The sequence below is a fragment of the Paenibacillus taichungensis genome (assembly GCF_003287275.1).
Classification (GTDB): domain Bacteria; phylum Bacillota; class Bacilli; order Paenibacillales; family Paenibacillaceae; genus Paenibacillus; species Paenibacillus taichungensis_A.
The window spans coordinates 180746-194579 of record NZ_QEVW01000002.1 but is presented as its reverse complement, the minus strand read 5'-3'; the positions used below and the strand labels follow the sequence as shown (position 1 = coordinate 194579).

Genomic DNA, 13834 nt, shown 5'->3' with positions numbered 1-13834 from the left:
ATCCTTAACTACACAGACAGATGGTGCTCAAACTGCGACATGTCCAGCTCTCGCGGTGTTCCTTGCAGTGCAATCGCCCCTTTGTCCATTACATAGATATAATCTGCAGCACCGCGAACAAAATCAATACTTTGTTCCACCAGCAATACGGAGATTTCACCCTTTTCCTTAATTTTCAAAATGACCTGCCGGATATCTTCTACGATAGAAGGCTGAATGCCTTCTGTCGGCTCATCCAGAAGCAATAGTCCAGGCCGTGAAGCCAGCGCGCGGGCAAATGCCAACTGCTGTTGCTGCCCGCCACTCAGATCACCACCCTGCCGCCCATACATCGTGGCAAGCACCGGAAACATCGCCAGCACATCTTCGGGGAACGTCTTTTCCCCCACTGCACTTGTCTCCAGACCCAGTAGCAGATTTTCCTTCACTGTTAGCTGGGGGAAGATTTCTCGACCCTGTGGCACATATCCAATCCCCGACCTGGCCCGCTTGGCCGGATCGTGGGTGGATAATTCCTGACCTTTCCACTGAATACTTCCTTTGCGCGTTTTAAGAAGGCCCATCAACGTCTTCATTAAGGTGGTTTTCCCCACACCATTACGCCCCATCAGGCATACCACCTGACCAGGCTCGACATCCAGATTCACACCGCGCAGCACATTGCTTTCCCCATAACCGGACTCAATTCGTTGCAGCGACAACATGGTCATCCCTCCTTTTGCCCAGGTACACTTCAGCCACTCTTGGATCTTCCTGCACTTCCGCCATCGTACCTTCCTTTAGAAGCTTGCCTTCATGCATCACCGTCACTTTGGCTGCATACTCGCGAACGAATTCCATATCATGCTCCACTACCACAACAGACCTTTCTCGCGCAATCTCCTGCAGTAGTCTGCCCGTCTTATGTGTTTCTTCGTCCGTCATCCCCGCTGCCGGCTCATCCAGCAGCAATACACGGGGTTCCTGCAGGAGCAGCATGCCAATCTCAAGCCACTGCTTTTCCCCATGTGATAGTGCCCCCGCACGCGCATCCACACGATCCTGCAGACCAATCTGGAGCGTAATCCGCTCCATGGCCGGACTTATTTTTGAATACCGTTGAATACCTAGAGCCTGTAAAGGAGAACGACGGGTCTCCGCAGCCAGCGTCAGGTTCTCCTGCACGGTCAGACCAGCAAAGATGGATGGCGCCTGGAACTTGCGCCCTATCCCTTTTCGAACAATCTGGTACTCCTTCAGACGTGTCAAATCCGTGCCATCAGCCATCTTCACTGTACCGGACAAGGGCTTGGTTTTGCCGCAAATCACATCCAGCATCGTTGTTTTCCCCGCACCATTGGGGCCGATTAGAAAATGCAGATCATGTTCATGCAGCTTCAGATTCATGCCTTTGACCGCAACAAAACCGCCAAATGCCACCGTAATGTCGTCGGCGACCAGGACTACCGGAACGTCAGTAGACTTTTGGTTTTTCCTGACTGACTGGAACATGCACAACCTCTCCTCTCCGTTTCAGCAAGCGCACCACATGACGGTATACACCAACAAGCCCATTCGGCATGAACAAGACCACGGTTACAAAGAGCCCACCAATGACAAACAACCAACCTTCGGGATAAGCTTCACTGATGCCCGTTTTGGCTGCGTTCAGCACCACCGCTCCGATTACCGCACCAATCAGCGTTCCACGACCGCCCAAGGCAACCCATAACACCATTTCAATTGAAGGCACGATTCCCATCATGGAAGGCGAGATGATCCCTACCTGGAGCACAAATAACATACCAGCGATTCCCGCCAGTGCTCCGGAAAGGGCAAAGGCCAGCGTTTTGAACCCTGCCGGGTCATAGCCTAGAAAGCGAACCCGATTCTCCCCATCCCGCGCAGCTTCAAGCACCTGACCGAACCTGCTGTTCACAACCCGGCGACACAGCAGATAAGCAATCACCAGAACAGCAAGCGTTATATAGTAAAGAGCAATCGTTGTCCCTGCCGAATGAAGGGTAAAACCAAAGATCGCGTTATATCCCGTTATACCGTTAGTCCCTCCCGTCCATTCCTGTTTGCCCACAAATAACGTTACTGTAATGAGGACTAATGCTTGGGTCAGAATTGTAAAATACACACCGGTGATCCGGTTACGGAACGTGAACCACCCTAGGGCAAAGGCCAGCAATGCCGGAAGAGCAATGCCCAGCAATAGTGCCATCGGGAATGACCTGAACGGTTCCCAGAACCACGGCAGACCGCTAAGACCACTCCATCCCATAAAGTCAGGAAGTGTTGAACCGCTCGCCTGCAGCTTCAGATACATCGCCATGGCGTACCCACCAAGTCCGAAGAAAACGCCATGCCCCAGACTAAGCACTCCTCCATATCCCCAGATCAGATCCAGACCGATCGCCAGAATGGCCAGGGCCAGGAATTTCGCCAACAAACTAAGCCGGAACTCCGTGGAAATGAGTGGAGCCAGACACATCATAATCAGGACAACCGCCCAGATGATCTTCATTTTCAGACTACCCGTCTTGAGAAGTGCCGACATCATATAACCCCCTTCTTCGCATTAATCGAGACTCCGGGTCCGTATGGCAACGAGCCCACGTGGCTTCCATTGCAGAAAAGCTACAATACAGACAAACACCAGCACCTTGCCGATGGAGGCTGAGGTATACGTTTCAAATAACGTGTTGAACATGCCAATGCCGAGTGCACCACACACAGTTCCCACCAGTTTCCCCACACCGCCCAGTACAACCACCATGAATGCATCCACGATATAATACGTGCCCAGCGAAGGACCAATCGGGCCGATAAGTGTCAGCGCACATCCAGCGATGCCGGCAATGCCTGAACCAATCGCAAAGGTCATGCCATCCACTCGCCTGGTGGAAATCCCAAGACAGCCCGCCATGCTTCGATTCTGCATCACGGCCCTCATCCGTCTCCCGGAAGAAGTCCGATAGATGTATAAATACATGCAGAGCAACACAATCACAACCAGCACGATAATGAAAAGACGTTTATACGGAAACACAATACCGTCCGCGACGGCCAAACCTCCGTTGAGCCAAGCAGGACTGGATACCCCTACATTCGGTGCCCCAAATATCGTTCGGGCCAATTGTTGCAGCATCATGCCTACACCCCATGTAGCAAGCAGACTGTCGAGCGGCCTCCCATACAGATGCCTGATCAGCACCACTTCCAGCAACCAGCCTATAAGAGCCGCCACACCAAAGGCGATAGGCAGAGCCACAATAAAGTAGACATCGAACCACGCTTGCGGAGCATACGAAATGAACAGATTTTGCGTCACATACGTAGCGTAAGCGCCGATCATGATCAATTCACCATGCGCCATGTTAATGACATTCATCAACCCAAATGTAACCGCGAGTCCCAATGTAATCAGCAACAGGATGGAACTGATGCTTAACCCATTGAACATTTGCAGGACAAACATATCCATCACTTTTCCCTCCCATGCTGTGAACATCTAATTTTATAGAAGACATCATCAACGTTTCACATCAACGCTTTACCGTAATGTTGTATGAGGGTGTGTTGTCTCACCCTCATCTGTTATTCAGCAATTTTGGCGTGAAAAGCCTGCGCTATTTGGCACTGAGGGAAGCGCCCCACTCGTACGTTTTCAGATATGGATCAGGTTTGACGGGTGCGCCGGAGTTCCACAATTCCTTGAACTGTCCATCTTCCTGCACTTCGCCAATCCGCACCGTTTTGTAGATATGCTGGTTCTCTCCATCCACCGTCACTTTTCCTTCCGGTGCATCGAATTCCAGACCTTTGGCGGCCTCCTTCACCTTTTCAACATCGGTTGATCCGGCTTTTTCCACGGCTGCTTTCCACAGATAAACGGCCACATATCCCGCTTCAATCGGATCGGCCGTCACCCGGTCAGCTCCGTATTTTTCTTTATATTTCTCTACAAATGTTTTATTTTCAGGTGTATCTGTTGTCTGATAATAGTTCCAGGAGGCCAAATGCCCTTTCAATACATCAGCACCAATCCCCCGAATTTCTTCCTCCGCCACACTCACTGACAGAGTTGTCAACTGTTCCGAAGAGATCCCGGCATCCTTTAATTGTTTGAAAAAGGCGACATTGCTGTCTCCGTTCAGCGTGTTGTATACAATATCCGGCTTGGCAGCCTTGATTTTGCTGATAATTGTACTGTAATCCGTATGTCCCAGCGGTGTATATTCCTCCCCCACTACTTCACCGCCCTCAGCTGCAAGCTGAGCTTTAATAACCTGATTGGCGGTTTTCGGGAAAACATAATCCGAACCCAGCAGGTAAAACTTCTTGCCCCTGTTCTCGAGCAACCAGGTTACGGATGGAACGATCTGCTGATTCGTTGTCGCTCCTGTATAAAAAATGTTGGGTGATGATTCCAATCCCTCATATTGCACCGGGTAGAACAACAGACCTTTGTTCTGCTCAAACACCGGAAGCATCGCCTTCCTGCTCGCAGAGGTCCATCCGCCAAACACAGCGGCTACTTTATCCTGCTGCAGCAGCTTCCCAGCTTTCTCTGCAAATGTAGGCCAATCGGAAGCGCCATCCTCGACCACAGGCTCGATCTGTTTACCCAGAACTCCGCCCGCTGCATTGATCTCTTCAATGGCAAGCATCTCCGCATCCTTAACCGACACTTCACTGATTGCCATCGTTCCACTCAGGGAGTGAAGAACACCTACTTTAATCGTATCTCCGGATGAAGCTGGCTCTCCCGCCCCACCGGAACCCGATGCCTCAGGTGGCGTTCCACCCTCCACACATCCTGTCAACGCAATGACTGCACCGAGCAAAACACTCCATAACTTGACCGACCTCTTCTTCAATAGCCTACACTCCCTTTTTTTAGTCTATTGACGAACATTAAGGTCATATATGTCCGAAATGTTCGTTGATCCAAATTATGGAGTCTTATACTCACCGTGTCAATAATGCTTACACAATTTTATTTTATGCATACTCGTTTCATGCATGCTGCTAATATAATTGGAACCATATTGACAAAGGGTCCACCCTGTGTGAGTATATTTAACATATAACATGATCCATGACGACATAGACTATCTAAGGGAAAGGTCGGATTACCTTGCACTGGACTGAGCAGGAAAAAGAAAAACTCCTGATTACCGTGGCTGCTAACCTTGCCCGCGAACGCAGAGGACGCGGACTGAAACTGAATGTTCCCGAAGCTATCGCATTGTTGACCTCCGAGCTCATGGAACGTGCACGCGATGGCATGAGTGTTGCAGAGTTGATGAGATACGGCGGCACGATCCTGACACGCGAAGACTGCATGGAAGGTGTACCCGATATGATTCCTGAGGTACAGGTGGAAGCCACTTTTCCTGACGGAACAAAACTGGTCACTGTCCATGAACCTATACGCTGAGAAAGGCAGGAGAACTCCATGATCCCAGGTGAATATCGCTTAAAACAGGATGATGAGATCATCTGTCATCCCGATCGCTTAACCGTGCGTCTGATTGTACTGAACCGCGGCGACCGTCCGGTTCAGGTTGGTTCTCACGTTCACTTCTATGAAGTCAATGCTGCGCTGGACTTTGATCGCGCTTCCGCTTTCGGACACCGCCTGCATATTCCGGCAGGCACCGCTGTTCGTTTTGAACCCGGTGAGGAAAAACCGGTCGAACTTACCACATTTGGCGGCAAACGTCAGATTTATGGATTTAACGGACTAACCGAAGGATCAGCCGATCAGCCACCTGATCCACAGAAACTGGAAACATTTCTGAAGACATTCGCACCCCCTGTGCAGAACGGAGGGGAACCTCTATGAAACGAATGAGCCGCGAACAATACGCGTCCATGTTCGGACCTACAACCGGGGATGCTGTCAGACTGGCGGATACGGAACTATGGGCAGAGATTGAGCATGATTATGCAGTTTACGGAGATGAAAGCAAATTCGGCGGCGGCAAGGTTATTCGTGACGGGATGGGTCAGTCCACATCAGCCCTTCGCAGTGATGGGACACCCGATACCGTCATTACCAACGCCGTCATCATTGATCATTGGGGGATTGTAAAAGCAGATATCGGTATTCGCGACGGCCACATCTGCGCAATCGGAAAATCCGGTAACCCGGATACGATGGACGGAGTCGATCCCGCGCTGGTTATTGGCGCATCGACCGAAATCATTGCCGGGGAAGGCATGATTGTGACCGCAGGAGGCATTGATACCCATATTCATTTTATTTGTCCACAACAGATTCAAACGGCATTATCTTCAGGTGTAACAACCATGATCGGTGGTGGTACAGGACCTGCAACCGGCACCAAAGCCACCACCTGTACACCCGGAGCCTGGCATATCCACCGTATGCTGGAGTCCGCAGAGGCATTCCCCATGAATATCGGTTATCTCGGCAAAGGCAATAGTTCCAGCACCGCTCCATTAATTGAACAGATTGAAGCCGGGGTCATTGGACTGAAACTGCACGAAGATTGGGGCACAACACCAAGTGCTATCGATGCCTGTCTGACCGCAGCCGGAGAACATGATGTTCAGGTAGCCATTCATACCGATACGCTGAACGAGACCGGATTTCTCGAAAATACACTGGCGGCCATTAACGGACGCACAATCCACACCTATCATACGGAAGGTGCTGGCGGCGGACACGCGCCAGATATTATCCGTGCTGCCGGAGAGTCTTACGTCATCCCCTCTTCAACCAACCCAACACGTCCTTACACACGCAATACCGTAGAAGAACATCTCGATATGCTGATGGTTTGTCACCATCTGGACCCTTCGATCCCCGAAGACGTTGCCTTTGCTGATTCGCGGATTCGTCCCGAAACGATCGCGGCGGAAGACATTTTGCATGATCTTGGTGTATTCAGCATCATCAGTTCCGATTCACAGGCGATGGGCCGGGTTGGCGAAGTCATTATTCGCACCTGGCAGACCGCTGACAAGATGAAAAAGCAGCGAGGCAAGCTTGAACTGACCTCAGGCTCACCCTCCGATAACGATCGGATCAAAAGGTATGTCGCCAAATATACGATCAATCCAGCTATCGCTCACGGCATAGGCCATCTCGTTGGTTCCGTGGAGGTTGGCAAGCTCGCAGACCTGATCGTCTGGAATCCGGCCTATTTCGGGGTAAAGCCCGAGATGGTCATCAAGGGCGGTATGATCACCTTCGCTCAGATGGGTGACCCCAACGCATCGATCCCTACGCCGCAGCCCGTATTCGGCAGACCGATGTTCGGCGCTTACGGTGGCGCACTCACCAAAGGGTCGATCACCTTTGTCTCCCAAGCCGCAGCAGATGCAGGAATCAAGGATGCACTAGGTTTGAACAAGCGCGTGGAGCCTGTCAAAGGCTGCCGTTCGGTGAGCAAAAAGGACATGATTCATAACGACGTTACACCCATCATTGAAGTCGATCCCGAAACCTACGAGGTACGGGCCGATGGTGAACTTCTCACCTGTGAGCCCGCGGACGAATTACCGATGGCACAACGCTATTTCATGTTTTGACAAAGGAGGCCACGCATAATGATGCACAGCGGCACGAAGTTGCTCCGTTATGTTCAACTGCTGGATTCGGCCCTGCCCATCGGCGGGTTCTCCCACTCGTTCGGTCTGGAGGCATACACTCATGACGGTAGAATACGGACTACTCCCCAGCTCGAACAGTTCATTCGCGGCCAGCTCCATTCCAGCCTCGTACGGCTCGATGGTCTTGCCATCAAAGGCGTCTACCAGGCCATTAAACAACAGGATGCCGCCCTTCTAGCCCTTTACGATAAACGTGTACACGCGCAGCGAACCCCCAGGGAACTGCGGGAAAGCGGCCACAAGATGGGGAAGCGATTGCTTAAGCTTGCGAGATCACTTTACCCGTGGATGGACTTTCCCCTAATCGACGAAGCCGTACAGGAACACGGAGCCTTTTGCGGCATCACAACGATTCACGGCTACATCAATTATCAGCTGGAAATTGGTCTGGATGAAGCCGTCACTGGACATTTGTATACCTCAGTTAATGCTTATGTTAATAGCGCTCTGCGTCTTCTGCCCATCGGGCAAACCGAAGCACAGATGCTTATTCAAAAACTTTTGAATGATATCAATTCTGAATGGTCTCAAATTCGGGACGAAGACCCGGAAGATATGCACAGCTTCGGTATTGCCCAGGAAATCTACGCTATGCGGCACGAGAGCCTGCCAGCTCGTCTGTTCATGTCCTAACTATTACATTAATTCAAAACCAAGGAGGAATTTGTTATGTGTGGAGGAGCTAATCATACGCATCATGCGGAATGGGAACGTAAGGTATTTGATCGGAGTCGCCCGATGCGAATCGGAATCGGTGGGCCAGTAGGTTCAGGAAAGACAGCCCTAGTGGAGAAGCTGTCCAAGGCACTTCGTACACGCTACAGCCTGGCCGTTATTACTAATGATATATACACAAAGGAAGATGCCGAGATTTTACTGCGTCAGAATGCACTCGCACCAGAACGTATTATCGGTGTAGAAACAGGGGGATGCCCGCATACCGCTATTCGTGAGGATGCCTCAATGAATTTCGAAGCCGTTGATGAGTTGATTGAACGCTTCCCGGACCTACAGTTGATCTTTATCGAAAGCGGCGGCGACAACCTCTCTGCCGCATTCAGTCCCGAACTGGCGGACGTATTCATTTACATTATTGATGTAGCCCAAGGGGAAAAACTGCCTCGTAAAGGTGGTCCGGGCATTACACGTTCTGACCTGCTGCTGATTAATAAGACGGACCTCGCCCCTTATGTTGGCGCAAGTCTGCAAGTAATGAAGGATGATACCGAACGGGTACGCGAGGGACGGCCTTATGTGATGTCGAACCTGATGAGCGGTGAAGGGGTATCCGAAATCGTCCATTGGCTTGAACATCAATATATGGATGACGATGCTTCCGCTGCGCATCTGCATACACACACCCATGAGCACGGAACGACTCACAGCCACTAGTTCATCTCCCTCTGTACATGGAGTTGAATATGGACTGAACCGCAGTACTGGAGATGCCGTGATACGCCGCAGCGAGCTTCGGGCCACATTCGCCCTCCAAGGTGGGCGCACCGTCATGACCGATCGATATTACAGCGCCCCTCTCCGGTTCAGCCGATCCTTTCGACCCCCGGGTGGCGGAGATGAATTATGTGTATACACTTCAGACGTCTCTCCAGGCGTGCTGAACGGTGATCAATATCGATCCGAATGGCAATTGGGGCAGAACACTCACTTAATGTTAAGCAGCACATCAGCCACGAGGCTTCATCCCACACCCACTGTTCCGTCATCTGTGAACCACCATTTTCGGCTGGAACAAGGAGCGGTGCTGGAGTACTTCCCTGAATGCGTTATTCCGTTTAAAGGTAGCTCATCCTCACTCACCACGACCTTCGAGTTGGGTGAACAAGCAATACTTGCGTATGCTGATATCTGGTCCGCTGGACGGATTCATCGGGGAGAGGCCTTTCAGTTCAAGCGATATCGCAGTCTGACAGAAGTCTGGCAAGGGAAGCAGTTGGCCGTATGGGATCGCTTCGGGTTCGAACCAGAAGCGGACGATCCAAAATCATCCGCAGCAATGTTAGACTACACCCATACTGCGGCTTTATGGATGATTGCCCCTGGATTGGGCGCAGCACAATTGGAGTCCGTACGGTCAATTCTTCCCCCAGATGGTCGTATGCTTGCCGGGGCCAGCTTGCTCACTTCAGGCGGGATCGGTGTTCGTTTGCTTGGAATGGCTGCCTGGGAACTTCAGGAGCAATGCCTTGAGATCTGGAACGCCCTTCGCTCCGATCTTTTGGGTAAACCTAACCTCATATTCCGTAAGTGAAAGCTATACGTCTAACAGACTAATGCAACAAGTTCAAAAAAACCTCTGAACAACTCTCCGACGGGTTTCGGATGTGTTCAGAGGTTTTTTATATACCCAGGTAATTCGGTCAAGTTGCAGCTTTCACTAACTTGCACTACAACAGCTCGTCTCCTTTGGGCTTATCTTCTCCCTTGTAACGAAAATCACCTGAATCTCTGCTTTCCTTGGATTTGCGATAACGGGTAAATTCAATATATTCACTGATAAAAGACTGTTCCACAGTCGATAATTCGCCTTCTTGGCAATTCAATTGCCGCAACACGTCAAAAAAATAATCCTCCCGTTTTTCCCGTACCATCGCCTCCTTGGATGGACGTCCAATCATGAGCCAGTCAAGGCTCACATCAAAAAACGAAGCAATCTCAATTAGTTTATTCGTACTCGGAATAGATTTACCGCGTTTCCAGTCACCCAGATTGCCCGTGCTGATCTTCAGCTGTTGGCAGAAAGCCTTCTTGGTCATTCCTCGTTTGGCAATCAGGTGTTCAATTCGCTCATAGATCGACTGCATACAGAACCGCCTTCCAACCGTAATAATCAATACATGTACCTAAATTATACCACAACCTTCCTGAATCCTCAGCCTTTTAATCCCAGGAATACGTTCTGGTATTTTCTCATAACACAAAGATAGACTCCCATGAATAATCATGAGAGTCTATCTTATACGTTTGTTGCTGTGATGCGGTCGAGAGGACTCGAACCTCCACGGGTATACACCCACTACCCCCTCAAGATAGCGTGTCTGCCATTCCACCACGACCGCATATTCAATTATAAAAATGGTGAGCCATGAAGGGCTCGAACCTTCGACACCCTGATTAAAAGTCAGGTGCTCTACCAACTGAGCTAATGGCTCTTGCTGTAACTTCACCGGATGTGCCATGCGTAACTCTTTTGCTTAGGAGCTATGACTTTTTGAGGATTCCTCATCAGGATTGTACATCCCTGAGGTGGTGAAGATAATGACCCGTAGGGGATTCGAACCCCTGTTACCTCCGTGAAAGGGAGGTGTCTTAACCCCTTGACCAACGGGCCTTGTAAACAAGTTGTCTTTCTTGGCGACAAGAATGAGTATATCATAGGCCAACTTAAATGTGCAACACTTTTTTTTAAAAACTTTTGTATGCACTCCTCTCCCCTCTTTCTCCATGAGGTCAAGAGCATGCACACGCCTAAAATGTCTTTCACAAATTTATCACCGTAATCATCGCAATTTGTAAAATTAGTATCAAAAAACTTAAGTACACTTACATTCACTTATAATATTGCAAATATCATTATTAGTACTTATAATTAACCTATCAGTTATATACACGGTCAGCTACGTATAAGGAGGCGGCATGTTTGTTTCAGGAAGAACGAATGCAGCTGATTATTGAACATTTGCGTAAACACAATCGCATTTCGGCTGATGATATTGTATCCCTCTTTGACGTTTCCCGGGACACAGCACGAAGGGATCTGATTAAGCTCGAAGAACAGGATGCCATTATCCGAACGCGCGGCGGTGCAATTCTCCCCGTTCCACCAGATGAGCGCCGATCTTATAAAGATCGTTTGCTCCACATTTCCGACGAAAAAAGAGCTATTGGCAAGCTAGCGGCCGCGATCGTCCGCCAAGGCGAACACATTATTCTGGATTCTTCCACTACTGTGCAGACTTGTGCCGAAAATCTAAATGGCAAGTCCTGTACCGTCATCACCAATTCCATTTATTCAGCTGATCTTCTCTCCAATCATACCGCTGTCGAGATTCGTTTGCTGGGCGGAACAGTCGATAAGGAGCAACGTTATGTCTATGGAACTTCAGTGATTGAAACTCTTTCCCATTATTATGTAGACAAAGCCTTTATCGGCATTGGAGGAATTACGATGGATGGGTTCAGTGCCTCTGAAGAAGAAGGAAAGATCAAACACAAAATGATGCAGGCTGCAAAACAGGTCATTGTACTCGCTGACCATTCCAAGTTTGATAAGCGATATGGTTATCGTTTTGCGGACTGGTCATTCGTTGACATGTTAATTACAGACCAATGGCCTTCCCAAGAATGGCGAACTTTTCTAGCCGAACAACAAGTCGAGATTCTCATTCCTGAACCTACAATTGAAAAGGAGTTGTAACATATGAAATTATTTGCTACCGATCTAGATGGAACCCTATTGAACAGAGACAGTCAGATCAGCCCGGAGAACGCAGCTGCAATCCATAAGGCGCAACAAGAAGGACTGAAGATTACGATTGCTACAGGACGGGTCTATTCCGACGTATTAACTATAAGCAGCGAAGGTGGAATTAACACGCCAGTTATTGGCTCCAACGGAGCTACCATCCATGATGCCAACGGTGAACGCCTATTCCATCTTCCACTTGAGCGTGAAACGGCCGCATCCGTCATGCAGTGGCTGGAAGATCATCATTGCTACTACGAGGCCTCCACACAACAGGGTATTTACGCTCCTATAAGCAGCCATGAGGCGATGCTCGCTGAAATGGACCGCATTCTGGGTTCGAGTCCCGGAGAGGATATTGAACGCCTTATTCGAGCTGTTAAGAAGCACTATGACAAGAAAGACTATCACCGTGTAAACTCCCATCAGGAGATCCCTTCCGAAGCTTACATTTACAATATTATGGCCTTCTCATTGGATCCAACTCAATTGCAGCAGGGACGCGAATATTTTGCCTCTCGCTCCGACGTAGCCATGGTGGTGTCCTCTGAACACAACTTCGAAATGCAGCATCCTGATGTATCCAAAGGCAACGCCTTAAGCAAACTGGCAGCTCATCTGAACATCCCCATGGAAGATACAGCAGCCATTGGTGATAACTTCAACGATGTATCCATGCTGAAAATGGCAGGACTCGGTATTGCCATGGGCAATGCTGAACCAGAGATTAAGGCACTTGCCCAGGCTATCTCTTTGACCAACGTGGAGCATGGTGTCGCACATGCCATTCATTGTGTTCTTGAAGGAAAGCCTGTTTCCCGGCCGGAGACTGTCATTGAAAGCGGTCAGTAATGGATTGCCGTGATGATTCGTCATTGCGACCTAGCAATAGCCAAGGCTCACCTCATATCAACAGATCGAACATGAGGCACATCCTGTAATAAAACAATTAATTGCTCGGCCCGATATGATCCAGGCAGTTGCAGAGTGAATTCAAGTACAGTCTCCTCCCCGGAGTCTGTGCTTATTTGCTGTTCGGTTTTGAATCCGACCACCGAAATTTTCTCCTGTCCCAGCAGAGCCAAAACGTTCTTGAGGGTGTCTCCTTCCTTTAGCAGACGAATGGTCAGCGTCTCTGTTCTCGCGGACACCAGCCAGCGTGTCGGCCGATGCAGCAGCATCTGGGCCACAACAATAAGCAGCGTTACCCCCGCCCCTGTCCAATACAATCCTGAACCCACAGCCAGTCCCATCCCTGCGGTCGCCCAAATTCCCGCCGCTGTCGTCAATCCCCGAACCGTGTGGCGCTGTGTGAAGATCATCCCGGCTCCAATGAAGCCAACCCCACTGACCACCTGTGCGGCAATCCTGGAGGGATCAAGCGAGAGATTTGCCCACCCTGCCTGATCCTGAAAGCCATACTTAGATACAATCATCATCAATGCTGCACCCACTGCAACTACAAAGTGTGTACGTATGCCCGCTTCCTTCATTCGGTTCTTGCGCTCATATCCGATCAACACGCCGCATATGCCAGCTATGAGTACACGCATTAAGTATTCCATTTCCATGTTCATCACCTCTCTTATGTATATGCTTACATGTATCTTTCTTTACTATTTACCCAATCCCTGCCTAATAAAATAACCGAATGTTTTGATTACCCGCATGAAATCTCAATGTAGCCTCAATATAGATAGAAAGAAGCGGCACCCC

The 13834-nt window shown here is 49.7% G+C and carries 16 protein-coding genes and 3 tRNA genes; 8 read left to right on the top strand and 11 right to left on the bottom strand.

The features are described from left to right. Positions 1 to 8: 8 nt before the first annotated feature. The 5 genes from urtE to urtA form a co-directional block, all read right to left on the bottom strand. Positions 9 to 704 carry an urea ABC transporter ATP-binding subunit UrtE gene (gene urtE, locus DC345_RS03215; protein ID WP_113051878.1) on the bottom strand — a complete coding sequence of 232 codons (696 nt, stop codon included), beginning with the start codon at positions 702 to 704 and terminating at the stop codon, positions 9 to 11. After that, positions 682 to 1491: an urea ABC transporter ATP-binding protein UrtD gene (gene urtD, locus DC345_RS03210; RefSeq protein ID WP_113051877.1), complete on the bottom strand. Its 810-nt coding sequence runs from the start codon at positions 1489 to 1491 to the stop codon at positions 682 to 684. The genes urtE and urtD overlap by 23 nt, the downstream gene beginning before the upstream one ends. After that, a complete protein-coding gene (gene urtC, locus DC345_RS03205) occupies positions 1454 to 2548 on the bottom strand; it encodes an urea ABC transporter permease subunit UrtC (protein ID WP_113051876.1) in 1095 nt (364 codons plus the stop codon). The genes urtD and urtC overlap by 38 nt, the downstream gene beginning before the upstream one ends. Positions 2549 to 2566: 18 nt before the next feature. Next, positions 2567 to 3472, bottom strand: a complete 906-nt coding sequence (urtB, locus tag DC345_RS03200) for an urea ABC transporter permease subunit UrtB (protein ID WP_113051875.1) — start codon at positions 3470 to 3472, stop codon at positions 2567 to 2569. 145 nt (positions 3473 to 3617) lie between these two features. Beyond that, entirely contained in the window at positions 3618 to 4868 is a 1251-nt protein-coding gene (urtA, locus tag DC345_RS03195) for an urea ABC transporter substrate-binding protein (protein WP_113051874.1), read from the bottom strand. 260 nt (positions 4869 to 5128) lie between these two features. Between urtA and DC345_RS03190 the strand changes: the two genes are divergently transcribed. The 3 genes from DC345_RS03190 to ureC are packed head-to-tail and all read left to right on the top strand — an operon-like array spanning position 5129 to position 7554. Then, positions 5129 to 5431 carry an urease subunit gamma gene (locus DC345_RS03190; RefSeq protein WP_076291707.1) on the top strand — a complete coding sequence of 101 codons (303 nt, stop codon included), beginning with the start codon at positions 5129 to 5131 and terminating at the stop codon, positions 5429 to 5431. An 18-nt stretch (positions 5432 to 5449) separates the two neighbouring features. Continuing rightward, positions 5450 to 5839, top strand: coding sequence for an urease subunit beta (locus DC345_RS03185; protein WP_113051873.1), 390 nt, complete (start codon positions 5450 to 5452; stop codon positions 5837 to 5839). Next, positions 5836 to 7554 (top strand): urease subunit alpha, encoded by a 1719-nt coding sequence (gene ureC, locus DC345_RS03180; RefSeq protein WP_113051872.1) that lies wholly within the window; start codon positions 5836 to 5838, stop codon positions 7552 to 7554. The genes DC345_RS03185 and ureC overlap by 4 nt, the downstream gene beginning before the upstream one ends. Here ureC and DC345_RS32070 read toward each other — a convergent pair. Further along, complete coding sequence (locus DC345_RS32070) at positions 7522 to 7794, bottom strand: hypothetical protein (RefSeq protein ID WP_258530543.1); 273 nt, start codon at positions 7792 to 7794, stop codon at positions 7522 to 7524. The two genes, ureC and DC345_RS32070, sit on opposite strands and share 33 nt — an antisense overlap. Here DC345_RS32070 and DC345_RS03175 point away from each other — a divergent pair. From DC345_RS03175 to DC345_RS03165, 3 genes are read left to right on the top strand one after another with little or no spacing between them, the layout of a single operon-like run. Further along, complete coding sequence (locus tag DC345_RS03175; RefSeq protein WP_258530538.1) at positions 7687 to 8268, top strand: urease accessory protein UreF; 582 nt, start codon at positions 7687 to 7689, stop codon at positions 8266 to 8268. The genes DC345_RS32070 and DC345_RS03175 overlap by 108 nt on opposite strands. A 36-nt stretch (positions 8269 to 8304) precedes the next feature. After that, the gene (ureG, locus tag DC345_RS03170; RefSeq protein ID WP_053781689.1) at positions 8305 to 9027 is read left to right on the top strand and encodes an urease accessory protein UreG; all 723 of its coding nucleotides are present in this window, start codon (positions 8305 to 8307) and stop codon (positions 9025 to 9027) included. Next, positions 8999 to 9904: an urease accessory protein UreD gene (locus tag DC345_RS03165; protein ID WP_181586464.1), complete on the top strand. Its 906-nt coding sequence runs from the start codon at positions 8999 to 9001 to the stop codon at positions 9902 to 9904. Before ureG ends, DC345_RS03165 begins: the two co-directional genes overlap by 29 nt. Positions 9905 to 10040: 136 nt before the next feature. Here the strand turns inward: DC345_RS03165 and DC345_RS03160 are convergent, their stop codons facing one another. From DC345_RS03160 to DC345_RS03145, 4 genes are all read right to left on the bottom strand, one after another. After that, positions 10041 to 10457, bottom strand: coding sequence for a helix-turn-helix domain-containing protein (locus tag DC345_RS03160; protein ID WP_113051869.1), 417 nt, complete (start codon positions 10455 to 10457; stop codon positions 10041 to 10043). Between the two features lie 172 nt (positions 10458 to 10629). Then, positions 10630 to 10712, bottom strand: a tRNA-Leu gene (locus tag DC345_RS03155). A 17-nt stretch (positions 10713 to 10729) separates the two neighbouring features. After that, a tRNA-Lys gene (locus tag DC345_RS03150) sits at positions 10730 to 10805 on the bottom strand. Between the two features lie 107 nt (positions 10806 to 10912). Further along, positions 10913 to 10984, bottom strand: a tRNA-Glu gene (locus DC345_RS03145). Between the two features lie 309 nt (positions 10985 to 11293). On the opposite strand from DC345_RS03145, the gene DC345_RS03140 reads away from it, so the two are divergent. Together DC345_RS03140 and DC345_RS03135 are read left to right on the top strand one after the other, a co-directional pair. Next, positions 11294 to 12070 carry a DeoR/GlpR family DNA-binding transcription regulator gene (locus DC345_RS03140; RefSeq protein WP_113051868.1) on the top strand — a complete coding sequence of 259 codons (777 nt, stop codon included), beginning with the start codon at positions 11294 to 11296 and terminating at the stop codon, positions 12068 to 12070. A gap of 3 nt (positions 12071 to 12073) precedes the next feature. Then, the gene (locus DC345_RS03135; RefSeq protein WP_113051867.1) at positions 12074 to 12970 is read left to right on the top strand and encodes a Cof-type HAD-IIB family hydrolase; all 897 of its coding nucleotides are present in this window, start codon (positions 12074 to 12076) and stop codon (positions 12968 to 12970) included. Positions 12971 to 13017: 47 nt separating this feature from the next. On the opposite strand, the gene DC345_RS03130 is transcribed toward DC345_RS03135, so the two are convergent. After that, positions 13018 to 13689 carry an MgtC/SapB family protein gene (locus DC345_RS03130; protein ID WP_113051866.1) on the bottom strand — a complete coding sequence of 224 codons (672 nt, stop codon included), beginning with the start codon at positions 13687 to 13689 and terminating at the stop codon, positions 13018 to 13020. Positions 13690 to 13834: the final 145 nt, after the last annotated feature.